The organism is Burkholderia humptydooensis (genome assembly GCF_001513745.1).
Classification (GTDB): Bacteria; Pseudomonadota; Gammaproteobacteria; order Burkholderiales; family Burkholderiaceae; genus Burkholderia; species Burkholderia humptydooensis.
On sequence record NZ_CP013380.1, the window covers coordinates 3,585,508 to 3,610,229 of the forward strand.

A 24,722-nucleotide genomic window follows, 5' to 3' on the forward strand; every position below is an offset into this window, starting at 1 on the left:
GATGTGCGCTTGGGCGCGTCGGATCGAACGCGGGTTGCGTCGTCAGCGAGCGTCGCGAGTGGCACGGTGGCGCGTCGTCATCGCATCGCGGCCATTATCCGAACAAGCACGCACGCCCTATGTGCGCGAGCGCACATTACGCAAGGATCGACGCCGCGGCTCGTGTGCGCCGCACACATCGGCGGCGCGCCGCACGCCGCGCTTCGCTCGTCACGCGCACGGTACGCTTTCGAACAGAACGGCCCAGGGTCCGCTCGTATCTTTGCGACCATAGGCCGCATCGGAAACATCTCTCATGTCGCGGCGCACCAAACCCGCGCCGCACGACGCGGCACGCGGCCCAGAAACGAGGAATCTCCATCATGGACTGGACATGCTGCGAATTCAGGCATCTGAGTTCGAACGAGCTTTACATGATCCTTCGCGCACGCAACGCAGTCCTCGTCGTCGAGGATGCGCACACGCATCTCGACATCGACGGCAAGGACGAATTCGCGATCCACGTGTTCGCCGCCGACAAGCGCGGCGAGCAGCCGTCGATCGCCGCATACGCGCGCCTGCTGCCCGGTGACGACATCGACCCCGAAACGACCATCGACAAGATCCTGACGAGCGCCGCGCATCGCGACGATCGCACGATCGACGCGCTGATCGAGCACGTGCTGGCGGCCGCGCACGCGCGCTGGCCGGATGCGCCGGTGCGCGTGCAGGCGCCCGCCCAACACGAAGGCTTCTACAACCGCTTCGGTTTCCGCAAGGTCGACGGGCCGTATCTCGAGCATGGCGCGCCTTACGTCGGCATGCTGCGCGCGGCGAGCAGCCCGTCGGAGGCCGTGCGCAATCTGCTCGATCTCGTCGGCACCGCGCCGAATGCGAGCGCCGTCGCCGCGACCGCGGCGCGCAAGGCGCGCCAGGCCGATGCCGAATCCACCACCGAAGGCGAGCGCTACGCGTTCGCCGGCCGGCTGCCGGCCGATTCCGGAATGAACCGATGACCGATCTCGCCACGAACCCCACTTCCACCGCGCCGCGCGACGCGTTGCCGCGCATCCTGCCCGTGATTCTCGCGGGCGGCTCCGGCACACGCCTCTGGCCGCTGTCGCGCGAGCACCATCCGAAACAACTGATCGACCTGATCGCCGACGAATCGCCGCTGTCCGCAACCGCGCGCCGCCTCACGGGCATCGCGAACGCCGAGCTCGCCGACACGCTGCTGCTCGTCTGCGGCGAGCAGCATCGCTTCACGAGCGCCGCGCAAGTGAGCGCGCGCGGCCTGAACGCGCGCATCCTGCTCGAGCCGGACGCACGCAACACGGCGCCCGCGCTCACGCTCGCCGCGCTCGAAGCGCTCGCGCATCACGACGACCCCGTGCTCGCGGCGATGCCCGCCGATCATGCGGTGTCCGATGCGCGCGCGTTCCAGGACACGGTCGCGCAGGCGGCGCGCTACGCGCAGGACGGCGCGATCGTCACGCTCGGCGTGCTGCCGCGCCGCGCGGAAACGGGCTACGGCTATATCAAGGTCGGCGCGCCGCTTGCGGACTCGACCGGTGCCGAAGGCGGCCACGCGATCGACAGCTTCGTCGAGAAACCGCACCAGGAACTCGCGCAGCAATACCTGCAATCCGGCGACTACTGGTGGAACAGCGGCATCTTCGTCGTGCGCGCATCGACGTGGCTCGCGGCGATCCGCGCGCTGCAGCCGGACATGCACGCGGCCTGCGAAGCGGCGTGGCGCAACGGCGCGAACGACGGAGCGTTCTTCAGGGCGGATGCGGCGGCATTCGCCGGGTGCCCGTCCGATTCGATCGACTACGCGGTGATGGAGCGCCTGACGGGCGCGCGCTCGCTCGGCATCCCGGGCGTGATCGTGCCGCTCGCGGCCGGCTGGTCCGACGTCGGCTCGTGGGATGCGATCTGGGAACTGCTGCCGAAGGACGAAGCGGGCAACGTCGCGCGCGGCGACGTGCTGTTCGAAGGCACCGAAGACAGCTTCGCGCGCTCCGAAGGCCGGCTCGTCGCGTGCGTCGGGCTCAAGGACGTGGTCGTCGTCGAGACGCCGGATGCCGTGCTCGTCGCGAACAAGCATCGCGTGCAGGACGTGAAGACCGTCGTCGCGCGCCTGAAGTCCGGCCAGCACGATCAGGTGCGCGATCACCGCAAGGTGCAGCGCCCGTGGGGCTACTACGATTCGATCGATCGCGGCGAGCGCTTCCAGGTGAAGCGGATCGTCGTCGATCCGGGCAAGCAGTTGTCGCTGCAGATGCACTATCACCGCGCCGAGCACTGGATCGTCGTGCGCGGCACCGCCAAGGTCACGCGCGGCGACGAGACGTTCCTGCTGAGCGAGAACGAATCGACGTACATCGCGGTCGGCGCGGTTCACCGCCTGGAGAACCCGGGCAAGATTGCGCTCGAGATCATCGAGGTTCAATCGGGCGACTATCTCGGCGAAGACGACATCGTTCGCTTCGACGACCGTTACGGCCGCGCGAGCGCGCAACCCGCGCCCGATGCGGCGAAGCCGGCCGAGGCCGGGCTCGCGCCATCCGCCGAGCCTGCGCGCGCGCTCGGCGAGCACTGAGAAGCGCGGGCGGACCCGCCCGCGCCGTTTCGCATGAAAGTACTCGTCATCAACGATTTCGCCCGCAAGGGCGGCGCCGAAGAGGTCTACCGGACATCGGTCGACGTCCTGCGCGCGCAGCCGGGCGTCGAAGTCGCGACGTTCGACGAGCGCGCGTTCGAAGGGGCTGCGAGCGGCGCGGCGCGCGCGTGGAATGCGCCCGCCGCGCGCGCGCTCGCGGCCGCGCTCGAACGCGAGGCGCCGCAGCGCGTGCTCGTGCACAACTATCACAACCTGCTGTCGCCTTCCGTCGTGCCGGCGATCGCGCGCTACAAGCGGCGCACGGGCTGCCGCGCGTACCTCACGTGCCACGACTACCATCTCGTCTTCTACAACCCGAACCTGCTGACCTACCCGCGCGGCCGCGCGACGCCGCTGCCGCTCGACGCGCTCGCGCGCGGCGCTCGGCTCTTCGAGCGATCGAGCCCGCGCGGTGCGCTGCACGACGCGATCAAGAAGCTGCACTGGCACGCGATCGACGCGCTCGTGCAGCCCGCCGACGCGTTCGATCTGCTGCTCTGCCCAAGCCCGTACATGCGCGACGCGCTCGCGCAGCGCGGCATCGCGCGCACCGCGCTGCTGCACAACCCGGTCAGCACCGCGCTCGCGCCGCGCGAGCCGAAATGCGCGGACCGCGAGCGGCTCGATCTCGCGTTCGTCGGCCGCATCGATCCGGAAAAGGGCCTCGACGAATTTCTCGAACTCGCGAACGCGTCGCGCTTCGAGCGCATCGCGAGCGTGACCGTGTACGGCGACGGCGCTCAGCGCGCGATGCTCGAGCACAAGTACGCGGATCTGATCGCGGCCGGCCGGTTGCGCTTCGCCGGCCGGCTCGATCACGCGCGGCTCTTCGTCGCGCTGCGCGAGCACGATGCGCTCGTGCTGCCGTCGGTGTGGGCGGAAAACGCGCCGCTCGTGATCGTCGAGGCGGCGATGATCGGGCTGCCCGTGCTCGTCCACGACGTCGGCAGCCTGTCGAGCTTCGGCGACGAGATCGGCAACAAGATCCGCTACGCGCGCAACGACGCGAGCCTCGCACACGCGCTCGACGCGTTGCGCGCGCATCTGCGCGACCCGCGGCGCCGTTACGACTGGTCGCTCTACACGCGGCAGCATTACGCCGAACGCCTGGCCGCGCTGCTGCAACTGAGCGCCGACGAAGCACGGGAACTCGCGCCGCAATGCGATTGATCGATCCGGTTCACCTCGCCGCGCGCGGCACGATGTCGCCCATGCGACGCGAAGGCCACGCATGACGACCGTTCGCAAGAACTTCCTGCTGCTGATGACGCTGCAGATCTCGACCTATGTCGTGCCGCTCGTCACGCTGCCGCTCCTCACGCGCGTGCTCGGCCCCGAGGCATACGGGCAGTTGTCGTTCGTGCTCGCCGTCATCACGTACTTCATCAATTTCACGAACTACAGTTTCGATCTGACCGCGACGCCGCGCGTCGCGCTCGCGCACGACGATCTCGCCGCGCGCTCGAAGATCTTCTGGGCGACCTTCGCCGCGCAGGCCGCGATCACGGTGGCCGGCTTCGCGATCCTGCTCGCGCTCACGTTCGCGATCGGCCGGTTCGCGATTGACCGCACGCTGCTCGTGATCGGCTTCGGCATGACGGTGGGCGCCGCGCTCACGCCCGGCTGGTATTTCCAGGGCATCCAGAAGCTGCGCATCTACAGCGTCACGCTGTTCGCGTGCCGCGCGCTCAGCGTGCCGGCGATGTATCTGTTCGTGCGCTCGCCCGCCGACCTGATCGACGCGGTCGCGATCAACGCGGCCGTGCCGCTCGTGTGCGGCGCGCTCGTGTTCGGCTATCTGATCGCGCGGCGCGAAGTGGCGTTCGTGCGCATCGGCGCGGCCGACGTCGCCGCGTCGCTCAAGGGCGGATGGCAGGTGTTTCTCGCGTCGACGTCGGTCGCGTTCTATGCGTCGACGAACACCGTGCTGCTCGGCTTCGTGTCGGGCAACGTCGCGGCGGGCTACTTCGCCGCGGGCGACAAGCTGATCCGCTCGGCGATCAGCCTGCTGCAGCCGCTGAAGGCGGCCGCATATCCGCACGTCAGCTATCTGATGCATCACGCGCGCGAGGACGCGATGTCGTTCCTGCGCAAGCTGCTCGTCGTGCAGGGCGCCCTGGTGCTCGCGATCTCGCTCGCGATCTTCGCGCTCGCGCCGCTCGCCGTGCACATCCTGTACGGCCCGACCTATGAGCCGACCGTCGGCGTGCTGCGCTGCATGGCGTTCATTCCGTTCATGGCCGGCATGACCGACCTGTTCGGCGTGCAGACGATGCTGCCGCTCGGCATGAAGAGCGCATTCAGCCGCGTGCTGATTTCATCCGGCGTGCTGAACGTCGCGCTGCTGCCGCTGCTCGCGAAGTTCTTCGCCGAGCAGGGCGCGGCGGCCGCCGTGCTGATCGCGGAGACCGCGGTTGCCGCGACGCTCGCATACGTGCTGTATCGCAAGCGCGTGTCGATCTTCGCGCGGCCTGCGCCGCGTCCCGCGTCCCGCGGGTGACGGCCATCGGCTGGCAATCGGCAATCTACAACCAGCGCACGATAACCGCTCGCGCCTGCAAACGCGGCGCCTCGCGCCACGGCACGGGCCGCCCGATGTAATAGCCCTGCGCATAATCGACGCCGAGCGCGGCGAGCTTGCGCAGCGTCGCCGCGCTGTCGACGTACTCTGCAATCGTCTTGCAATTCATCGCATGCCCGATGTCGTTGATCGACGCGACGATGTCGAGTCTCGCGGCGTCGTTCGCGATGCCCGTCACGAAGCTGCCATCGATCTTCAGGTACTCGACGGGCAGTTGCCTCAGATAGCTGAGCGACGCCATCCCGGAGCCGAAATCGTCGAGCGCGAACCGGCAGCCGAGCGCCCTCAGTTCGTGCATGAAGCGCAGCGCGCCGGCCAGGTTCGCGATCGCGGCCGTCTCGGTGATCTCGAAACAGATCAGCGCGGGCGCGACGCGCGTCCGCGCGAACTGTTCGAGCACGTAATCGAGGAAACGCTCGTCGCCGATCGAGATCCCCGAAAGATTGATCGCGTATTCGCTGAAGCGCCGGCTGCGCGTGCGCGCGAGCGCGTCGAGCACCGTGCGCACGACCCAGCGGTCGATATCCGTCACGAGCCCGTAGCGCTCGGCCGCGCGAATGAAAAGGCCGGGCGGCGCAACGCCTTCGCGCTCGCCGAGCGAGCCCATCCGCAGCAGCAGCTCGCCCCGGTTCGCGCGTGGCAGGCCGGTCGCGCCCTGTGTCGCGGTATCGATGATCGGCTGCACGTACAGGCAGAAATCGTCGTATTCGAGCGCCTGCCTCACGCGCGCGCACCACGACACGTCGCTGATGTGGTGCGCGAGCGCGCGATCGTGCGGATCGGCCAGTTGCACGCGGTTGCGTCCGCGCGCCTTCGCGACGTCGCACGCGATGCCGGCGAGACGCACCGCATCCTCGACGCGCGGCGCGCGGTCCGGCGCGCCGAGCAGCGCGACGCCGACGCTCGCCGTCACCGAGAACGGCTGACCGTCCCAGACGAACACGAAGCCGTCGACGCTCGCGCGCAGGTGCTCCGCCGCGCACACGGCCGATGCTTCGTCACCCGCGTCGAGCAGCACGCAGAATTCGTCGCCGCCGAGCCTCGCGACGACGTCGGCCGACGCCGCGCACGACACGAGGCGCGCGGCGAGCGCGGCGAGCATCGCGTCGCCCGCCGCATAGCCGCACGTGTCGTTGACGATCCGGAAGCAATCGAGATCGACGAACAGCAGCGCGACCGGCCTGCGCACGTTTGCCGCGCGCGCGAAAGCGACGTGGCGTTCGAACTCGGCGCGATTCGGCAGACCGGTGAGCGGATCGTGCGTCGTCTGCCACGCGAGGCGGCGCACGAGATCGTGCTCGGTCGCGAGGCTCTTCAGCACGAGCACGCGGCCGCTGCCGCACGCGCGCGGCGCTCGCCCGGACGGCGGCGCGATCGACGACGCGGTCGCGCGCACGGCGATCGCGCCGCCGTCGGCGCGGTACAGCGTCGCGTCGCAACTGCCGCCGTCCTCGAGACCGCCGAGCGGCGCGTCGGCCGATGCGGCCGAGCCGGATGCATCGAACGAATAGAACGAATCGGACGCGCCTGACGAACCGGCCGAGCCGACCGCATCGCCGCATGTGCGCGACAGCCGCAGCGCCGACACGAGCGGGCGGCCGCGGCAATCGTCGGCGAGCATGCCGATCAGCCGCTCCGCCGCCGGATTCAGGCATTCGACGCGCCCTGCCCGGCCGGTGAAGATCACGCCGTCGCCGACCGCGACGAGCGCCGCGCGCGCTCGCGCTTCACTCATCGCGAGCGCGCCCTCCGCTTCGCCGAGGCGAAGCGCGAGCCGCCTGATCCGGAACACGGGCAGCAGCGCGAGCGCGATCATGCCGAGCAGGCTCAAAGCAAGCACGATGGCTGCCGGTTCGCGAAACGTCGAATCGATCATGTCCAGGTACGATTGCGATTGTGGGACCGCCGCGGCGCCCGCTTCGGACAGTCGCGGCGTGGTGTTCTGCGCAGCGTGCGGCGCGTCCGCCACGCTTGCATCCGCCGTGCACGTCGCGTCGTGCGCGCGCCGTTCGCGCATGCCGATCGGGCCGAACACGCGCTCGATCGCATCGAAGTCCGGCGGCGCGTCGCCGCGCGCCGCTTCGGCGGATGCCTCGCCGACGCCCTCGGCAATGAACGCGCAACCTGTCAAGCGCGCGCCGATGCTCGTCGGGATCGCGACCGGCGCGCGGCTGCGCGCGATGCCGTGCAACCCGGCGGACAGCAGCGCCGCGCCGAGCAGGGCCGCCGCCAGCGCGCTCGGTCCGCAAGACAGTCGACTGGGGACGGAAGCCATCGATGCATCACCGAAAGCGATAAGCCGCGAACATTTCGAGCGCGCATTCGATTAATCGATTCGAAATTCCGATGCCAAATCGATTCCGATTTGCGCCGATTCAACCTGATTCGATCATCCACGACATCGTGATGCGAGTGTGTGGGCTGGATGACGCAATTCATTTCGGATCGATGCGCGCCCTACGTGGCGCGCGCCTTTCACGACTAAGCGTTTCAGGCTTGCCGTTCCGGCATGTATCGAATGAAAATGAAGCGTCGGGTTAGTCCTTGCCCATGCCTGTTCATAATCGAGCGAAATCGAAATTCAAAACACAAATCATCAAATTTCGATTCCGAATGCAGGCGCTCCGGATCAATTGATTCCTGATATTTGAAGTCAATCCGGCGAACGATTTTGATCAGAACAATCGCCGCATCCGCATTCAGCTTCGATAACCCGGATCGATCCAGTCGACGATCCGCCTGCCTTCGTCGGGCAGCGCCGCGTGAAGCGCCCTCGCGCGGCGCGCGCAAGCCCGGCGGCGGACCCGCGCTACAGGAACAGCAGCGAGCGGTTGAGTTCGTCCTCGTCGCGCGGCCGCTCGCACCAACGCTCGGCGACGGGCACCGAATACAGCCGCTGCGCGCCGAAGCGCGGCCAGAAGTGGCACAGGCCGGGCGCGATCACCTGCACGACCGGCAGGCCGATGTCGGGCCGCGTCTTGTCGACGACGAGCGTATCGATGCCCGCCGCGGACAAGCGCGCGACGCAATCCTCGATGTCGCCCTTCAGATCGCTGGCGCCGTGCGACGCCCGAGAAGGCGCACGCGTCGGCGGCAACGCGGGATCGGGATGAAGGAATGCGTCGCCCGGCAGCTTGTCGACATCCCAGGGCGGCGGCGCCGACGCGCCGACGTCGAGCAGTTGGTTCACTTCGGTGAGCGCGCGCTGTAACGCGATCCGGCTGTCAAGATGACAGCCGAAGCCGATCGAGTAGCGCCCTGTCGCCGTTTCTCGCGCCAGCGCGACGAACACCGGAATGCGCAGGTCGTGCGTGATGTCGAGCGCCCACAAGCGCCAGCCGAGCGATGCATAGTCGGCGACGAGCGCGTCGAAGTACGGATCGCCGAAGCTTTCGATGTCGACGGCCGGCCGGCGCAGCATGTTGTACCACCAGATCGCGACCGCATCGCGCTCGACGAGTTCGAGCAGGCCCTGCAGGATCGCCTCCTCGATGCACGCGCCCGCCGCGCAGCCGTTCGGGTTGTGTATGCAATACGCGGTGCCGCTCGCCGCGGGCGTTTCCGCATAGCAGTACGCAAGCGGCACGAGCCGCCGCGCGCCCGTCGCGATCGACCAGGCGGGCGTCCAGTCGATCACGCTGTCGCGCGCGAAGCGCCGCGGCACCTGCTTGCGCGGGTCGTCGGTCGTCGCGTTGTGGCGCTCGCGCCGCTCGAACTGGCGATCGCTGTATTGCTGCAGCGCGTTGACGTCGATCGGCCCGCCGCCCGGCGGCGCGTGCGCGGAAAGCTCCGCGAGGCTGCCGCGCAGCGTCGCTTCGTCGCCCTGATACACGCCGCTGAAGCGTTCGAGCGCCTCGGCGAGCGCGCTTGCGCGCGCCTGTGCGTCGCTCGCGCCCTTGCCCGAGCACAGCTTGTCGAAACGGTTCTCGCGCGGCGCACTCGGCGGGCACACCAGGTAGCCCGCCACATAGACGTGCCGCATGCCGGCGTTGCGCCCGGGCATCGGATGCAGATACGCAATCGGGCCGCTCACCGGAGAAATCAGATGTCCGTAGCGTTTGAAGAGCTCGGCGGCGGCGAGCGTCCGATAGCCGCCTTCGCGGCGCGCGCCCGCATCCGCCGATGCAAGCGCCACCGGGCGCTCGGCCTGCTCGCGCATCCATCCCGCCTTGCCGCAACGCGGACACTGCGGCCGCCTCACGACGCGATGCGCGGCGGTGGCAAGCGTATCGACGCGCAGCGACACGATGTGCGCGCCCGCATGGCGGCGGCGCTGCGCATTCACTGCGATCTGCTCGACGAACGACGCGACGACGGCCGCAACGGCGGCGGCGCTTGCGCGGCTATGCGCGCCCGGCAGGCGCGCCGCGTCGCTGCCGTGCAGGCGCGCGAGCAGCGTCTCGACCGGGTGGTTCAGCGCGGTCCAGTAGCGCACGCATTCGATGCAGGGCGGCGCATCGGCGCCGGCATCGGCGTCCGCCGCCCGCGCCGGTGCCGGTGCCGGTGCCGCGGGCGCACCGAGCAACGGCCCCAGCAGCGGCTCCACGCGATCGGGAACGGCGACGAGCAGCGCGCCGCCGCGCGCCGCCGCGCGTTCGGCAGCCTCGACCAATTCGGCGCGCTCGTAGCTGTCCACGAGCGCGACCGTCAGCGGCACGTCGGGCGCGACGCCGATGCCGCACGCGGCGAATGCGTCGAGCTGCGCGCGCGGGTCCACGCCGAACGCCTCGACGGCGACCGAGAGCCGCGATGCGAGCTCGCACGCCGCATCGCCGTCGACGCCCGTGCGCTCATAGAAGCCGATGGCGGCGTCGCGCTCGCCGGGCGCGTCGGCGCGCACGTAGCCGCGCCGCACGAGGTGATCGAGCGCGGCGAGCACCTCCCATTGAGAAAACCGCGCGGCGAGCGCCGCGAACGTCTGCGCGATCGTCAGGCGCTCGCGCATGCACGCGGCGAGCGCGGGAAACACGTCGCCCGGCAACACCGAGCGCCTGAATTCGTCCACCACATACAACGCGCCGGAACCGGCGTCGCGCACCAGCAGATGCGGCTTGAAACGCAGCACGCGCGAGAAGTCGTCGAGCATCGTCCCCCCCGTAAGGGATACCGCGATTGACATGCGCGGCCCGGCCCGCGCGCGCGATGGGCCGGGCCGCGCCGCAGGCCGCCGTATGAACGGCTCAGCAGCAGGTGAAGAGATAGGCGGGCCCGGCGTCGTTGTATGCGGCGAGCGCGATGCCTTCTTCGGCGAGGTTCGCGGGCTGCTTCGGAATGCCGACGCTCAACGTGTTGGCGGGCAGATTCCAGCGCTGCCGTTTGGCATCCCAGCCATAATGAGGCTCGCTCGCCGGGACTTCGGCGACCTTGAGATTCAGGATCCACGGGCAGCGATAGTCGAGATAGCGTTCGAGCGCATCGAGCGGATCGGCGAGCAGATCCCGCTTGAATTCCTCGTTCTCCCACGACAGCGCGATCGCGCGCAGATAGACCTCAGGGAATTCGAGCAGCGATTGGTGGGTAGGGACGGCGTTGTTGTCGGCCATGTCAGATCTCCTTGCGGTCCGGTCCAAACAGACTGATGTGCCTCGCGTTGTACGCGGCGAGCGCGGCCGCGCGCTGCTCCGGCGGCGGCGCCGGCGGCAGCACGAGATCGAGGCCGTTGACCTCCTTCGTCGTCCACCCGCCGTTCGTGAGCGGCGTCCACGTCGCGCTGTCGTCGTGCACCTTCAGATGCATCTTCATCGGGAACCGGTAGTCGAAACGCTTGTACAGCGCGTCGACCGGATGCGCGATCAGATCCTTGCGAAACTGGGGATCGTGCCACGCCGCCGCGATCGCCTGCACGATCACCGCGCGGTACTCGAGAAACTGGTCATACGTCGGAATACTGGGGCTTCGGTCTGTCATTGCTCTTCTCCAGTGGTTGATCGGAGTCCTCGTTGCAGCTCGCGCAGCTCCGCCTGCGCTTTCTTCACGATTCGAGCCATGCCGCTCTGCCGCGCGACGGCGGCGGCCCGCGCGCACAACGCATCGACCTCGTCGGCCGCGCGGCGGCCGTGCGCGTCGCGCACGCAGCGCGCCTTCTTGAGCAGCAGCTCCGCGACGTAATGGCGCTCGTCCATCGATTCGGCGAGCGCGAGACATTCGTCGAGCGTCGCGATCGCGGCGCGCGCGTCGCCGCGATCGGCTTCGATGTCGGCGACGACCGACACGTAATACGTGAGACCGAGCAGGCATCCCGACACGCGCAGCGCGTCGACGTTCGCGCGCGCCGCGTCGCGATCGCCGTCGCACCACGCATGCAGGACGGCCGCGTAGCGCTCGACCGCGTTGAGCCCGTAGCAGCGCGACAGCCGCAGCACCGCGTCCGACGTCGTGCGCGCGCCGTCGCGGTCGCCCGCGCATTGCTGCATTCGCGCGAGATACATCATCGTCAGGCCGATCGTCGGCAGATGATCGCTGCAGGTCGCGAGTTCAACCGCGTCGTGCGCGAGCGCGAGCGTGCGCGGGACGTCGTCGTCGATGCCCCACAGCACGCACGCGCGCGCGGACAGCGCCCACGCGCGCGTATCGAGGCCGAACGTGCGCCGATGATCGCCGTCGCGGCGCGGGTCGTACGCGGCGAGCGCCGCGTCGAACGCGTCGAGCGCGGGCGTGTAGTGGCCGTCGATCCAGAGCGCCATGCCGCGCAGCGTATCGGCCGCGACGCCGAGATCGGCGCGCGCCGACGCGCGCGCGAGCGCCGACAGTTGCGCGCCGATACGGCGCACCGCCTCGCGATCGCCGGCGACGTGGTGATACACCGCGACCGTCCACAACGCGCTCGCGGCCGCCTTCGCGTCGCTCAGCTCGCCGACGCGCGCCAGCACGCGGTCGGTATGCTCGCGCACGCGCGGATCGCCCCAGCCGTCGCGCGCCATCTGCGCGTGCGCGAGCGTCAGGTCGATCGAGACGGCGTCCTCCTGCTGCCCCGGATAGTCGCAATGCAGCAGCCAGCCGCGCACCGCGCTCGCGTAGCGGATCGCGTCGTCGTGCAGCGCGCGAGCGAGCGCGTGGCGCGCGGCCTCGATGCCGTGCGGCACCGCGTCGGCGAACGCGTGCGCGCGCGCGAAATGGTCGGCGATGTTCGCCGAGCGCGCCGCCGGATCGCCGGCCGCGGCGCGCGCGAGCAGCGCGTGCGCGACGCGCCGGTGGTGCTCGCGGCGCATCGCGGCCGGCATCGATTCGTATGCGGCCTCGCGCAGCAATGCGTGGCGGAACACGTACGTCGCGCCGCCGATCCGGTGCTGCGCGTACAGCACGCGGCCTTCGAGCAGCCGCCGCAACCGGTCGTCGAGTTCCGCGCCCGCGTGCGGCGACGCATCGGCGAGCAGCCGCGCGTCGACTTCGAGGCCGATCGTCGCGGCGAGCTGCACGGTGTCGAGCGCGTCGTCCGCGCGTTCGAGCGCAAGCTCGAGCGTCTCGCGCAGGCTGCCCGGCAGCGGGCAGCGCCCCGCTTCCGCGAGATCCGGCAGACGTCCGCTCGCCGTCGGCACGACGCCGCCCTCGGCGAGCGCGCGGATCGTTTCCTCGACATACAGCGGCACGCCGCCCGTGCGCTTCACGAGGAAGTCGAGCGCCGCGCGGTCCGCGCCCGCGTCGGGCATCAGCGACACGATCAGATTGCGCGTCGCGGCGGCCGGCAGGCGGCGCAGCATCAGCCGCTCGGTGCCGCGCCGCCAGCGCTCGAGCTGCTCCGGCCGCGACGTCAGCACGGCGCACACCGCCGCGCACGCCGGATGACGCGCGAGCGCGTCGAGAAAATCACCCGTCGCGCTGTCGCACCATTGCACGTCGTCGACGATCAGCAGCACCGGGCCACCGCCGCCGAGCGAGCCGAGCAGTTGGCACAGCACGTCGAAGAGCGCCTGCTGCTGCCGCGCGCCCGACCAGCGCAGCGTATCCGCGCCGCCCGGCAGGCCGAGCCACGCGGCGAGCGTCGCGCGCGCGGACGCGCGATCGCCGTCGAACGCTTCGAGCATCCGGTCGAGCGCGTGCGGATCGCCCGCGTCGAGCTGCCAGTGCGCGCGCACGAAGCGCAGGATCGGAAAGAGCGCATGGTTCGTCTGCTCGGGCAGGCACACGCACGCCGCGCACGCGCCGCGCTGCGCGCGCACCATCTCGCGCAGCGCATGCACGAGCCGCGACTTGCCGATGCCCGGCTCGCCGACGATGAGCGTCGCGCGCCGCCGCCCGCGCGTGCCGCCCCCCGCCGCGCGCATCGCATCGCGCCACGCGCGCGCGAGCGCCGCCTGCTCGCGGTCGCGGCCAACGATGGGCGCCGCGTCGCCAAGCTCGAGCGATTCGAACGGCCCGCGCTCGTAGCGCTCGCCGAGCAGCTCGCGCACCGGCTGCGGCGCGGCGCCGGGCGCGGCGAACACGAGCGGCGTCGCCGCGGCGTCGACGTGGCGCTCGAGCGCGCGCGCCGCCTCGTCGCTCAGCAGAATGCCGCCCGGCGGCGCGATGCGCTGCAGGCCGACCGCCGCGCTCGCGATCGCGCCGCCAGACGCGCCGCGCGCGTTCGCGAGCGCGGTGCCGACGTGGATCGCGCCCGCGATCTCGATCCGCCACGCGGGCGCGGGCGCGGGCGCACGCGCGCCGTCGTCGTCGTCGTTGTCGTAGGCGGACGAGCGCGGCGCGCCCGTCGGCGGCCCCGCATGCCGCGTCATTTCGAGCGCCGCGCGACACGCGCGCTGCGCGGGACGATCGATGCCTTCCGGGTAGCCGAAGTAGAACAGCAGCGTGTCGCCGAGCGCGCCCGCGACGTGGCCGCCGTAGCGCACCGCGATGTCCGAGCAGCGCGTGAGCCACTGCGCATGGTAGGCGTCGAGCGCTTCCTCCGCCGCCGCCGCGTCGTCCGGCTGCGCGCCGGTCGCGACGATCGCGACGCGGCAGCAAAGCGCCGTGACCTGCCGGCGCCCGACGGGCGCGTCGAGCGCGATCGTCCTGCCCGGCTCGCGATACGCGGCGCCCGGCTCCGCCTGCGCGCGCCGCCCGTAGCGCAGGCCGCCGACGAGCGCCGGAAAGTGGATCGCGCGAAACCGGCCCGCGAGCGCCTGCGCGGATTCCGCGCGCTGCCGGGGGTCCTTGTTCAGCGCATCGCGCAGCACGTCGCCGAGCGGGTGCGCGGCGATCGCGGGCGGCAGCGCGACGTCGACGGGGCTCAGATGCTGATACAGGACGTCCGCGATGCTCGCGCCCTGCATCACCGGGTGCCCGGTCAGGCACTCGATCACCATCAGGCCCCACGCGTAGAAATCGCTCTTCGCCGTCGGCGGCTCGCCGCGCAACTGCTCCGGCGCGCAATACTGCGGCGAGCCGAGCACCTCGGCCGTCGCGGTGAGCGTCAGCTCGTCGGCCGCGTGCGCATCGGGCAGCAGCGCGCCGATCCCGAAGTCGAGGATCTTCGCGCACGGCTCGCCGTCGAGCGTCGTCACCATCACGTTCTGCGGCTTCAGGTCGCGATGCACGACGCCGTTCGCATGCGCGTGCGCAAGACCGTCGAGCACCTGCGCCATCAGCGTGCCCGTCGTCTCGGCGGGCAGCGCGCCGTCGGCCGCGAGCAGCGCGCGCAACGTGCGGCCCGCGACGTGCTCGAACACGGCGAACAGCAGGCCGTCCGGCGTCTCTCCGCTGTCGAGCAGCGCGACGACGTGCGGATGCGACAGCCGCGCGCACAGCGCCATCTCGCGGCGAAAGCGCGCGCGCAGCCGGGTGCGCTCGCGCGCGCCGCTCGGCGCGTCCTCGCGCAGCAGCTTGATCGCGACGCGCTGCGACGTGTCGAGCCGGATCGCTTCGTGCACCTGGCCCGCGCCGCCTTCGCCGAGCACGGCGCCGAGCCGGTAGCGATGCTCGCCTTGCAGTTCGTCGCCGTCGCCGGGCAGCAGCGGCGCAAGCGCGCGCGGCAAACGGCGATTGCCGGTGCGCGCGCGTTCAGCCAGAACGGGAGCAGACATGTAGCGCCGCTCAGCCGAGCGCGGCGGGCGAGACGAACGCCACCGCGCCACGCACGAGCGGATCGGGCAGCGGCGCTGAAGCGTCGGCCTCGGCTGACTGGCATTCGAGCCGGTCGCCGCGCACGACGCGAAATGCGAGCGCGCCGAAACGCACGCTGCCCCGGCGGCGCTCGACGAGTTCGGGAGAGCCTGGAGACAGGAGCGGCAGGAACTGCGTGCGGGCGCGGTGAATCTGCACGTTGACGTGCGATTCGTCGAGGCCGAGCATCCGCGCGAGCACGTCGAGCTCGATCCAGCCTTGCGACGCCGCGTCGTAGCCCGCTTGCGCGTCGGCGAAGCGCGCGCGGGCGAGCGTCACGAGGCAATAGTGATGGGCGCGCGCGCCGAGATCGACCGCGCCGCCGCGCGCGTGCAGCGTCGCCGTCACGTGCTCCTCGTCGCGGCTCACCGTGAAGTCGACGCGCTGCGGCAGCGTCGCGATCTGCGTCGCACGCGGCAGCGCGGCCGTCACGTTGCGATGCGCGAGCACCAGTTGCCACGCGAATTCGCCGCAGATCACCGCATCGCCGTCGTGCAGCACGCGCGCGGGTGTCGTGTCGTTGCAGAGCCAGTCGCCCTGCGCGGAGCGGCTGACGGTGAGCGCGGCGCCCGGCAGCGCCTGCGCGCGATCGAGCGCGATCGGCTGCGCGGGCGAGCGCAGCGGCCACAGCATGTCGACGGGCTCGCCCAGCTCGCGCGCGCGCCAGCGAACCGAGCTGGCGCTGCCGAACTGGATCAGATCGCCGTCGCGCAGCACCACCCATTCGCCTTCGCCGACGAATCGCCCGGACACGAACGTGCCGTTGCGGCCGTGATCGTGCAGTTCCCACCGCCCCGCCGTCCAGCAGATGCTCGCGTGAATGCGCGACACATACGGATCGGCGATGACCGTGTCGCAGCGCTGCGGATCGCGACCCAATACGTGGCGTGCGCGCAGCAAACCGGCTTCCCCGGAAAAACCGTTTTCCAATAGCGCCATTTCGTCGACCCGCGTAAAAAATGCACGACGTCCGGCGGCACCTCCAAAGGACGTCGTGCGTGTTTTATGTGAATGATTGACGGTCGAATATCAGATTCTGTTGAATCATAGGCAAGCGCCGCATCGCCGACAAGACGTAATTGGGTGTAATGGATTTTGGCGATCGTCTCGCCTAGTTTTTGTTTCACCGGTACATCCGTATGCCGGTCACGATTCAATATTCCGAAAATGTTACGGATATCTAGCGTTTGGAGACCGCCATGGGATTCTATGGACCCGAGCCGTTCGAAAAAGCGACCGCCACCTACGTGTGGCTGGGCCTGCGCGTACCCGGCGCCCTCATCGTCGAGGTCGACGGCAACGCGCCGCGCTTCACGACTGGCATTCAACTGGTACGCGATCCGCGCTTCGTCGGCGGACTGAAGATCGACGTGATGGGCTGGACAGGACCGCTGTCGAGCGGCACGCAGCCGTACAGGGTGCGACATACGTTCCAGGGCGTATTCCACCCGACGATCGTCGTGCACGGCAGCAACAAGACCGAGGTCGTCGAGGTCAGGCAGATCCCGCACGAAGAAGCCGACGCGTTCCTGCAGGCGCTCGACGCCGCGTGAACGCGGCGCGCCGGCCGAATCGGAGCCGGCCGACGCAGCCCCACCGCACTCCGAATCGTTTGCACGACAACTGAAGACGAATTCCGTCGAAACCAGAAAATCGTCAGACAACAACAAGCGAACGAAAGCGCCCGGCATCCGGAAATGGATCGCCGGGTCTTTTTTTTATCGATTTCCGATTACATTCGCAGCTCGTGAATGCCGCGCTCGAATATCGAGATAAGAATGGAAGTCGTGCGTCGTCATATTTAAATGCGTTTCGATCCCGATGCCAAACGGCTGAATGCGCCGGTCAAATCGAATTCATTGTCGACTGTCACAGTCAATGAATTTGGCAATCCAAAGCGGAGGTTGCGCGTCGATATATCCGACTGCGTTACGGCGCGAGACAGCGAAAGCGATTTCGAATCGGTCCGAAGCCGCGGCGTGCGCCGCCTGGCTCGACGCCAAAGAATAGCCGCCGTCCGCGATCCGCCGCACGCCGCACACCGCCCGTAATCGCCTGTAATGGATTTCGCCCCGCCGCCGCCATACCGTTCGTTTCACCGGCACCGCCGCATGCCGCCAACGACGCTTCTTTCGACTGATGACGCTGCGCCCAGCAGCGCGCGGAGACCAACATGAGTTCGTCGGACATCATCCAGCCACGCCAGGTCCTCGTCTCGATCGCGAGCGCAACGGCCACGTATACGGCGTTGAGCCCGCACGTGCCGGGATTCCTGCACATTGTCGCGGAAGGCGAGGCGCCGCTTCACGTGGGCAACATCCATCTCGCGCACGATCCCGGTTTCATCGGCGGGGTGCTGCTCGAGGTCGTGGGCATTGCGGGGCGCCCGTCGCCGACGGTGAAGAAGTACCGGACGCCGGCTTGCTCGTTCGAAAGCCGGTATCACAAGGAGATCTTCATTCGCGGTGCGAACGGAATCATTCCCGTCAAGGTCGGGCTGTTTCGCCACGAAGCCGTGCAGGCGGCCGAGGCGACGCTCGACGCCGAGTGAGTGGACGAGCGCCGCCCTTGCGCTTCGATTTCCTGACGACGACAACAGGGAACAAAACATGAACCAGGAGCTGCTCACGCACATTCGGGCCGACCAGCTCGACGGCAGCATTTTCGCCGTGTCTTGCCAAGCGGTGACGATCGGCCCGGTCACGGTGGAGTTCCGCACCAGTGCGGAGCCTCCTTCCGCGACGGCCGAGCTGCACATCTCGCGGCAGTTGGTCGGCGGCTGCACGGTGAACGCCGCGCATCCGAGCGGCAAGTGCGGGGGCTCGGTCGGCAAGTTGAAAGCCGAAGTCGATCTGACGCTCGACGTGCCGGGTGGAAAGCTTGACTACAAGCTGACCGTCTGCGCGCCGATCATAGGAGGCACGAGCAAGAGCGGCACGCTCAGCCTGTGACCCGTCGAACGAGGGCCGGCTGACTGCGAACCGGCCGCCGCGGCGATCCGCGGCGGCGGCAAGCGGAGCGCGCGCGACGGACATCGGCTTCGGCAAATCGTGCGCCGTCGATTCGAAACGGCGCCCGGCGGACAGCGTATCGTCCGGCCGGAATAAAAATGCGTTCGGTAGCACCTTGGAGTCGTTTCGCGATAACGCAAGCATTCCCGATCGAATGCGACGGGATCGACAGAACAACAAGCGCGCAAACGAGAAACCCGGTGGTCCGGTCGGGCCGCCGGGTTCTGTTTTGGGGCGGGCGGCGACGCGATGCGCTGCGGCTCATGGATGACGGCGTGCGCTCCTGGTTTCGCTTCGCCGCTTGGGCCGCCGAATGGCGAGCGACCCGATCCGTTCGGATGCCGATCGAATGCACGCGACTGATTGCGGCAGATCAAATCGTCGCGGGCGAGCTTTCTTATGCTCGATGTCGAGTGCGATCCGGTGATGCGATCCGATCTTGCGCGGGTTTGCGCAGTCTCGCCGGATAGATCAGACGAAATATCCGCATCGATGCGAGCGCTCGAACCCGGACGAATGAGGTCCGCGGTTTCGGTCGCCCCGCGCGATTGCGCATCGAGCCGGATTCGAGATGGATTCGAGCCGGAATAGAACCGGATTCGCGGATGCGAGCTATCGGCATCGCCTCGCTCATCACGTGCGACCGGAGAAACATCATGGCTCTGCCACGAAGCTATCGGGAATTGACCGGCGAAGTCGCGACGCAAATGCGCGCGCTGCGCAAGACGCAACCGGGTCTGATGTCGGCGTTCGGCGCGCTCGCGGCGGCGGGAACGAAAGAAGGCGCGCTCGGGAAGAAAACGCGCGAACTCGTCGCGCTCGGCATCGCGATCGCGTCGCGCTGCGACGATTGCATCGGGTTTCACGTGCAGACGCTCGTGAAGCTCGGCACGACGCGCGAGGAATTCGAGGATCTGCTCGCGACGGCGGTTTATATGGGCGGCGGGCCATCGATGATGTATGCGGCGCATGCGCTGACGGCGTTCGAGGAATTTGCGGCTTGATGGCGGCAATCGGCGAGAGCGGCCGCCCGAATATGCTTCGGCTACGTCGTCCGTATCCGCGCGGATCGTCCATTCGACAATGAGCGCGGAACGATCGGGAGCCGGCAATTGCCGCCCGACAATACGCACGCCAACCTGCGCGTCTCGACTCGGCATCGACGCCGTGCGAGCGACGTCTCCGCATTGGATCGAGTGGACAGCGAATGGCTGCTTTGGATCGGTCACAGTCTTGCATTCACACTAAACACGGCCTCCACAAAACCCATCGGCTGCTCCGCCAAGAAAGAACACGAGAAGAAGCCAACAGCGGCCACGATTTCCGATACCCACCTCCGACAATCATCAAGCTCCCCTATCCCCCGGACCGCCCCACAGCGCTAAACTAAGGTTGCTTACGCCGGAGAACACACCATGATTCCTCCCGACCCTGAAAGCACCTTCCGCGGCTTGCCGTTGACGCCCGAGCAGAACGCTGAAGTAATGCATTACATCAAGGTTCGCGCGCAGCGCGGTCAACCGTGGGATACGCCGGAATTGGAAGCGATGATTCGCGACATGATGCTGCCGCCGGAGGACGACTCCAACGAATCCGATTTCCTGTCGGACGAGACGCGGGCCGTTGCCGAACGCGCGATGTCGTCGGTGGATGACGAGATGGACCCCATCGAGGCGCGCGAGGAATGGCGAGCGGCAATGGAAGCGGAAAGCATGAAGGGCTTGCGTCGATAACGGCTTTTTCCGCTTCGCGAAGTCATCGGGCCACGACATGACGCACGGCGCGCCGCCATGCGAGTCGGCGAACATCGATCGTCGGCCGCTGCCGGCGCGCACCCATCGAACGGAGAGCGTCGAACGCACGGGAGGAAGACCATGCGACTGATCGAAACGAGCGAGCACCACGCCTATCTCGCGGCGCTGCACAGCCGCGGCCTGTCGGGCAACGACTTCGCGCTTCGCGAAACGGACACGACAGACCCGAAGAGCGACGAGAACATTGGGCAAATGGGCTTCGTCACGATCACCCGGCGCTCAACGCACGTGACGAAGGAATATCCGCTCGGCGACGCGAGCGATTGGCTTCGGCACTTCAAGCAGGATCTCGAAGCGGGCGCGTTCGACTGAAGGGGCGAACGGGCGTCGCCGTCGCGCGACGGCGGCCCCTTCCCGCATCGATCGGCTCGCCGCCACCGCTTCGGGCCGCCGGCCAACCGGCCCGACCATCGACCATTACCCGTCCGCTCGGCCGAACGCTCCCGCGACGTCACCGGCCATCCCGCCGGAACACCAGCACGCCCATCGGTCCCGCGAGCCGCGGCGGATGCTCGCTGGCGGCGCGCACGACATGAGCGCTGGATGCGAACGACCTCATTCGGGCAGGCGGATCGGACACCGGGTGAGGCATACTTCGCGACGCCGCCCGCGATCCAATCGGCAGCATGATCGCCCACGACGCTCCACTCATGAAATCCCGGGAGACCGCTCGGACGAGCGAGGCCCCCTTACTACCGCGCAAGGAATTCCGACAATGGAAATACGCTCGATAGCCTACGAATGTGAAGGGATCAAGCTGACGGGGTACTTCGCCGACGGCGCGCCAAACACGAAGAAGCCCGCCATTTTGATCGCACACGAGGCTTTCGGAATCAACGACCATGTACGGGCAAGAACGAGACGCCTGGCCGAACTCGGCTATGCCGCGTTCGCCCTCGATATGTATGGCGCCGAGGGATTTTCGATGCCGGAGGCGATCAGACGGCATATCGCATTGATGTCCGCGCCGGGACTCATGTACGCCCGCGCAAACGCTGCGCTCGGGGTCCTGATGGAACAGCCCGGAGTGGATCGGGAGAGGGTCGCGGCAATCGGCTTTTGCCAGGGCGGCATCAGCGCTCTCGAACTCGCGCGTGGCGGGGCCCCGATTCGATGCGCGGTCGGCTTCCATCCTGGTTTGATGCGTCCGGCAGGCAGCCAGGATCAGCCGCTCCACGCCAAGGTCCTGATGATGATCGGCGACCAGGACCCCGATGTGCCGGCGGAGGATCGGACCGCGTTCGCCGCGGAAATGCAGGGAAAGCGGGTGGACTGGCAGCTTCATCTCTTCGGCGGAATCGGGCACGCTTACACGAATCCGGACGCGGACCGGTGGAACAAACCCGGCTACGGCTACAGTCCCGCCGCAGACAAGCGGGCGTGGACGATGATGCTCGCGCTTTTCGACGAAGTGTTCGGCGCGGCCGCCATCGGCAAGGCGTGAATTCCGGGGCTTTGAGGCGCTGCCGAGTTCGTGTCGCCCATTCGAACAACGCGGACCGGAACGACGTGGCGCGCGGGGACCCGCTCCATCCGTGGTCGGGCGTCCCGCAAGCCCGTCCCGTCCGTATCCCGCCCAAGCCCAAGCGTGATGCTCTTCGGCAGGCCGATCACCGCGAGACGGGCGACCGCGGCCGCATGATATGAATACTTCGGCGTCGGCTCCAATATGTTTCGAGCGAACGAGGTTATTCACTTGAGCGTCGATCAGAATGCCGTTTCGATATTTGGAGTCGCCGGTTCAGCCGTCTCTCTTCTAGCGGCCATTCCGTATGGGCTCGCGATATACAGGCGTGAAATTCGCCCCCATCTTTTCACGTGGCTGATCTGGTCGATCGTAACGGCGATTGCCGCCGCCGGGCAATTCGTTGCGGGCGCCGGCCCGTCCGCGTGGTGTACGGCGGCAATCGCCGCCACATGTTTTCTTACCCTCGTGGCCAGCATTTTTCGCGGCGACAAAAACTGGACGCAATCGGATTGGTTTTTTCTTGCCGCCGCCTGCTCGGCTATTCCGATTTGGGTATTGGCCAAAGACCCGACGGTTTCGATCTGCCTCGTGACGCTCATCGAGCTTGCCGGCCTCGGCCCGACGATCCGCAAGACTACCCGGGCCCCGTGGAGCGAAAGCCTCACCTATTTCGCATTGTGTGTCGTCAAATATGCGCTGGCGGTGATGGCCCTGGAAAAGTGGACTGTCGCGGTCGCGTTTTATCCGGTCGTCAACATCGTGGCGTCGGTCAGCATCTGCATGCTGATAATCGCGCGGCGCCGCTCGCTGCCGAGAGCAACGGCGAAAACCCGCGGGTGATCGGAAGCGCATTGCCGGTTGTCCATCCCGCGTGCCACAGGGCAACCGATGCCGCGCCAATCCGTGACGGGTTCCACGATCTTCATCAGCCGAGCCCTCGCGATTCAGCGCAGGCGATGTTGACGATTTCTTCGCGACAATGCCCGCCCTGAGCGGCCCGCCGGTCGAGGTTGCGGGTCGAACGACGCCCTGAAACTGAAATACAAAAAGAAAAACCCCGCCAAAAGGCAGGGTTGAGCTTTACAGCGTTTGGTTAACGAGACCTCAAAACGGAATATCGTCATCCATCTCGTCGAACCCGCCGCCCGCCGGCGCGCTCGGCCGGCTCGCGCCGCCGCCACCACCGCCACCGCCGCTGCGCGCACCCGTGCCGCCGCCGCCCGACGCGCGGCCACCGCCGCCGCGCTCCGTGTCGCGGCCGCCGCCGTAACCCCCGCCGTAGCCATCGTCACCGCCGCCGCCGCCCGAGCCGCCGCGGCCGCCGAGCATCTGCATCTGGTCGGCGACGATTTCGGTCGAGTAGCGGTCCTGGCCGTCCTGGCCTTGCCACTTGCGCGTGCGGATCCGGCCTTCGATGTACACCGACGAGCCCTTCTTCAGATACTCGCTGACGATCTCCGCGAGGCGTCCGAAGAACGCGACGCGGTGCCATTCGGTCATTTCCTTGAATTCGCCGGACGCCTTGTCCTTGTAGCGGTCGGTCGTCGCAAGGCGGATATTCGCCACCGCGTCGCCGCTTGGCAGATAACGCACTTCGGGATCGGCGCCGAGGTTGCCGACGAGAATGACCTTGTTGACGGATGCCATGTGTTTCTCCAGTTGATTCGATGCCAAACAGCGCGGCAAAACCGTTCACGGCTTCATCGGCCCGGCGTGTGCCGGACCGGAGCACGCCGCGCGCTTCGAAGGGCGTTCGCGTGTCAGGCTTTGCGCGGCGGCTGTTTCATGCCGGCCGCGATTATAAGCCACACGGCTACCAGCGCCGAACACGCGAAAAACACCGCGTTCGCGCCGCCGTGCTTCAGCAGCACGCCGCCCACGACGCCGCCGAGCGCAAGCCCGATCGACTGCGTCGTGTTGTAGACGCCCGTGGCCGCGCCCTTGCGCGAACCGGGCGCGAGCTTCGACACGAGCGACGGCTGCGACGCCTCCAGAATGTTGAAGCCCAGGAAGTAGACGAACAGGATTGCCGCGACAATCAATATCGTATGCGTTGCCACGCCGAGCAACAGTTGACCGATCAGGATAGCCGCAATTCCGCCCAATAGCACGGGCTTCATCTTGCCCTGTTTTTCCGCGACGATGATGGCCGGCACCATCATCACGAACGCGAGCCCCATCACCGGCAGATAGACCTGCCAGTGCGACGCGACGGGCAGCCCGCCGTCGACGAGCAGGCGCGGCACGACGAGGAAGAGCGCGGTCTGCGTCGCGTGCAGCACGAGCACGCCGAAGTTCAGGCGCAGCAGCTCGACGTTGCGCAGCACCTCGGCGAACGGCGCGGGCACGTGCACGGGCCGCGGCGCATCCGGCACGACCCACAGCACGACGCCGATCGCGACAACCGACAGCGCGCCGACGATCGCGAAGAGCCCGCTCATCCCGACCCAGTGGAACACGATCGGCGCGCCGACGATCGCGACCGCGAACGACATGCCGATCGAGCCGCCCACCATCGCCATCGCCTTGGTCCGGTTGTGCTCGGACGTCAGATCGGCGATGAACGCGAGCACCGCCGACGATACCGCTCCCATTCCTTGAATGACCCGGCCGACGATGATCCACGTGATGTCGTGCGCGAACGCCGCGACGAAGCTGCCGAGCGCGAAGATCAAAAGGCCCGCCGCGATCACCGGCTTGCGCCCGAACTTGTCCGACGCCCAGCCGTAAAAGATGTAAAGGAGCGATTGCGTGACGCCGTAAGCGCCGAGCGCGACGCCGACGAGCACGACGTTCTCGCCGCCGGGAATCGTCTTCGCGTAGACGGAGAACACCGGCATGATCATGAAGAGACCGAGCATGCGCAGCGCGAAGATCGCCGCGAGCGACGTGGTCGCGCGCAACTCGGGCGCGCTCATGCGAGTGGAGGTAGCGGACGGATTGGACATCGGGCGTGTGTTCGATTGAATCGGTGGTCCGCCCGCTGCCGGACGGCGGAAGATCCGGGGCCGGCCGCCTGCCGCCGCGCGCCGCCCCGCTGCGGCCCGGGCGTCGCGAAAGCCCGCTGCCGGAGGGCGCGGGAATTGGTTGGGAGCCTGAAACGACGGACTCGAAAAGTCGTTATAGTAGC

The 24,722-nt window shown here is 68.1% G+C and carries 22 protein-coding genes; 14 read left to right on the top strand and 8 right to left on the bottom strand.

The features are described from left to right. Window positions 1-3 precede the first annotated feature (3 nt). The 5 genes from AQ610_RS33825 (at window position 4) to AQ610_RS15975 (ending at window position 5,144) form a co-directional block, all read left to right on the top strand. Window positions 4-396 carry a hypothetical protein gene (locus AQ610_RS33825; protein WP_162486752.1) on the top strand — a complete coding sequence of 131 codons (393 nt, stop codon included), beginning with the start codon at window positions 4-6 and terminating at the stop codon, window positions 394-396. Further along, a complete protein-coding gene (locus AQ610_RS15960) occupies window positions 363-995 on the top strand; it encodes a GNAT family N-acetyltransferase (protein ID WP_009911218.1) in 633 nt (210 codons plus the stop codon). The genes AQ610_RS33825 and AQ610_RS15960 overlap by 34 nt, the downstream gene beginning before the upstream one ends. Then, window positions 992-2,584 carry a mannose-1-phosphate guanylyltransferase/mannose-6-phosphate isomerase gene (locus tag AQ610_RS15965; RefSeq protein WP_006024528.1) on the top strand — a complete coding sequence of 531 codons (1,593 nt, stop codon included), beginning with the start codon at window positions 992-994 and terminating at the stop codon, window positions 2,582-2,584. Before AQ610_RS15960 ends, AQ610_RS15965 begins: the two co-directional genes overlap by 4 nt. Window positions 2,585-2,617: 33 nt before the next feature. Beyond that, the gene (locus AQ610_RS15970; RefSeq protein WP_006024527.1) at window positions 2,618-3,814 is read left to right on the top strand and encodes a glycosyltransferase family 4 protein; all 1,197 of its coding nucleotides are present in this window, start codon (window positions 2,618-2,620) and stop codon (window positions 3,812-3,814) included. Window positions 3,815-3,875: 61 nt separating this feature from the next. Continuing rightward, window positions 3,876-5,144 (top strand): flippase, encoded by a 1,269-nt coding sequence (locus AQ610_RS15975; RefSeq protein ID WP_006024526.1) that lies wholly within the window; start codon window positions 3,876-3,878, stop codon window positions 5,142-5,144. A gap of 25 nt (window positions 5,145-5,169) precedes the next feature. Here AQ610_RS15975 and AQ610_RS15980 read toward each other — a convergent pair whose 3' ends face one another. The 6 genes from AQ610_RS15980 to AQ610_RS16005 all read right to left on the bottom strand — a co-directional run bounded on the left by AQ610_RS15980 (window position 5,170) and on the right by AQ610_RS16005 (window position 16,229). Next, on the bottom strand, window positions 5,170-7,500 hold the full coding sequence (locus tag AQ610_RS15980; protein WP_045554872.1) for a putative bifunctional diguanylate cyclase/phosphodiesterase: 2,331 nt from the start codon (window positions 7,498-7,500) through the stop codon (window positions 5,170-5,172). A 534-nt stretch (window positions 7,501-8,034) separates the two neighbouring features. Further along, on the bottom strand, window positions 8,035-10,311 hold the full coding sequence (locus AQ610_RS15985) for a TOMM precursor leader peptide-binding protein (RefSeq protein ID WP_006024524.1): 2,277 nt from the start codon (window positions 10,309-10,311) through the stop codon (window positions 8,035-8,037). Between the two features lie 94 nt (window positions 10,312-10,405). Beyond that, on the bottom strand, window positions 10,406-10,768 hold the full coding sequence (locus tag AQ610_RS15990; RefSeq protein WP_006024523.1) for a BMA_0021/BMA_0022 family TOMM bacteriocin: 363 nt from the start codon (window positions 10,766-10,768) through the stop codon (window positions 10,406-10,408). Window position 10,769: 1 nt separating this feature from the next. Further along, window positions 10,770-11,132, bottom strand: coding sequence for a BMA_0021/BMA_0022 family TOMM bacteriocin (locus tag AQ610_RS15995; protein ID WP_015601332.1), 363 nt, complete (start codon window positions 11,130-11,132; stop codon window positions 10,770-10,772). After that, window positions 11,129-15,220 carry a TOMM system kinase/cyclase fusion protein gene (locus tag AQ610_RS16000; RefSeq protein WP_043282003.1) on the bottom strand — a complete coding sequence of 1,364 codons (4,092 nt, stop codon included), beginning with the start codon at window positions 15,218-15,220 and terminating at the stop codon, window positions 11,129-11,131. Before AQ610_RS16000 ends, AQ610_RS15995 begins: the two co-directional genes overlap by 4 nt. Window positions 15,221-15,230: 10 nt before the next feature. Then, on the bottom strand, window positions 15,231-16,229 hold the full coding sequence (locus AQ610_RS16005; protein ID WP_015600851.1) for an FHA domain-containing protein: 999 nt from the start codon (window positions 16,227-16,229) through the stop codon (window positions 15,231-15,233). A gap of 269 nt (window positions 16,230-16,498) precedes the next feature. On the opposite strand from AQ610_RS16005, the gene AQ610_RS16010 reads away from it, so the two are divergent. The 9 genes from AQ610_RS16010 (at window position 16,499) to AQ610_RS16045 (ending at window position 22,432) form a co-directional block, all read left to right on the top strand. Next, window positions 16,499-16,852 (top strand): hypothetical protein, encoded by a 354-nt coding sequence (locus AQ610_RS16010; RefSeq protein ID WP_006024519.1) that lies wholly within the window; start codon window positions 16,499-16,501, stop codon window positions 16,850-16,852. An 18-nt stretch (window positions 16,853-16,870) separates the two neighbouring features. Then, window positions 16,871-17,050: a hypothetical protein gene (locus tag AQ610_RS38165; protein ID WP_075645041.1), complete on the top strand. Its 180-nt coding sequence runs from the start codon at window positions 16,871-16,873 to the stop codon at window positions 17,048-17,050. A gap of 422 nt (window positions 17,051-17,472) precedes the next feature. Further along, window positions 17,473-17,850: a hypothetical protein gene (locus AQ610_RS16015; protein WP_006024518.1), complete on the top strand. Its 378-nt coding sequence runs from the start codon at window positions 17,473-17,475 to the stop codon at window positions 17,848-17,850. A gap of 58 nt (window positions 17,851-17,908) precedes the next feature. Further along, entirely contained in the window at window positions 17,909-18,250 is a 342-nt protein-coding gene (locus AQ610_RS16020; RefSeq protein WP_006024517.1) for a hypothetical protein, read from the top strand. Window positions 18,251-18,966: 716 nt separating this feature from the next. Beyond that, window positions 18,967-19,314 carry a carboxymuconolactone decarboxylase family protein gene (locus tag AQ610_RS16025; protein WP_015601447.1) on the top strand — a complete coding sequence of 116 codons (348 nt, stop codon included), beginning with the start codon at window positions 18,967-18,969 and terminating at the stop codon, window positions 19,312-19,314. A 411-nt stretch (window positions 19,315-19,725) separates the two neighbouring features. Further along, window positions 19,726-20,043 carry a hypothetical protein gene (locus AQ610_RS16030; RefSeq protein WP_010676321.1) on the top strand — a complete coding sequence of 106 codons (318 nt, stop codon included), beginning with the start codon at window positions 19,726-19,728 and terminating at the stop codon, window positions 20,041-20,043. A 141-nt stretch (window positions 20,044-20,184) separates the two neighbouring features. Continuing rightward, window positions 20,185-20,436, top strand: a complete 252-nt coding sequence (locus AQ610_RS16035) for a hypothetical protein (protein WP_006024513.1) — start codon at window positions 20,185-20,187, stop codon at window positions 20,434-20,436. 403 nt (window positions 20,437-20,839) lie between these two features. Then, window positions 20,840-21,568 (top strand): dienelactone hydrolase family protein, encoded by a 729-nt coding sequence (locus AQ610_RS16040; protein WP_006024512.1) that lies wholly within the window; start codon window positions 20,840-20,842, stop codon window positions 21,566-21,568. A gap of 225 nt (window positions 21,569-21,793) precedes the next feature. After that, window positions 21,794-22,432: a hypothetical protein gene (locus AQ610_RS16045; protein ID WP_043281999.1), complete on the top strand. Its 639-nt coding sequence runs from the start codon at window positions 21,794-21,796 to the stop codon at window positions 22,430-22,432. Between the two features lie 264 nt (window positions 22,433-22,696). Here AQ610_RS16045 and AQ610_RS16050 read toward each other — a convergent pair whose 3' ends face one another. Together AQ610_RS16050 and AQ610_RS16055 are read right to left on the bottom strand one after the other, a co-directional pair. Further along, window positions 22,697-23,239, bottom strand: coding sequence for a single-stranded DNA-binding protein (locus AQ610_RS16050; protein WP_043281997.1), 543 nt, complete (start codon window positions 23,237-23,239; stop codon window positions 22,697-22,699). Window positions 23,240-23,352: 113 nt separating this feature from the next. Further along, window positions 23,353-24,540 (bottom strand): MFS transporter, encoded by a 1,188-nt coding sequence (locus AQ610_RS16055; protein WP_043281995.1) that lies wholly within the window; start codon window positions 24,538-24,540, stop codon window positions 23,353-23,355. Window positions 24,541-24,722 lie beyond the last annotated feature (182 nt).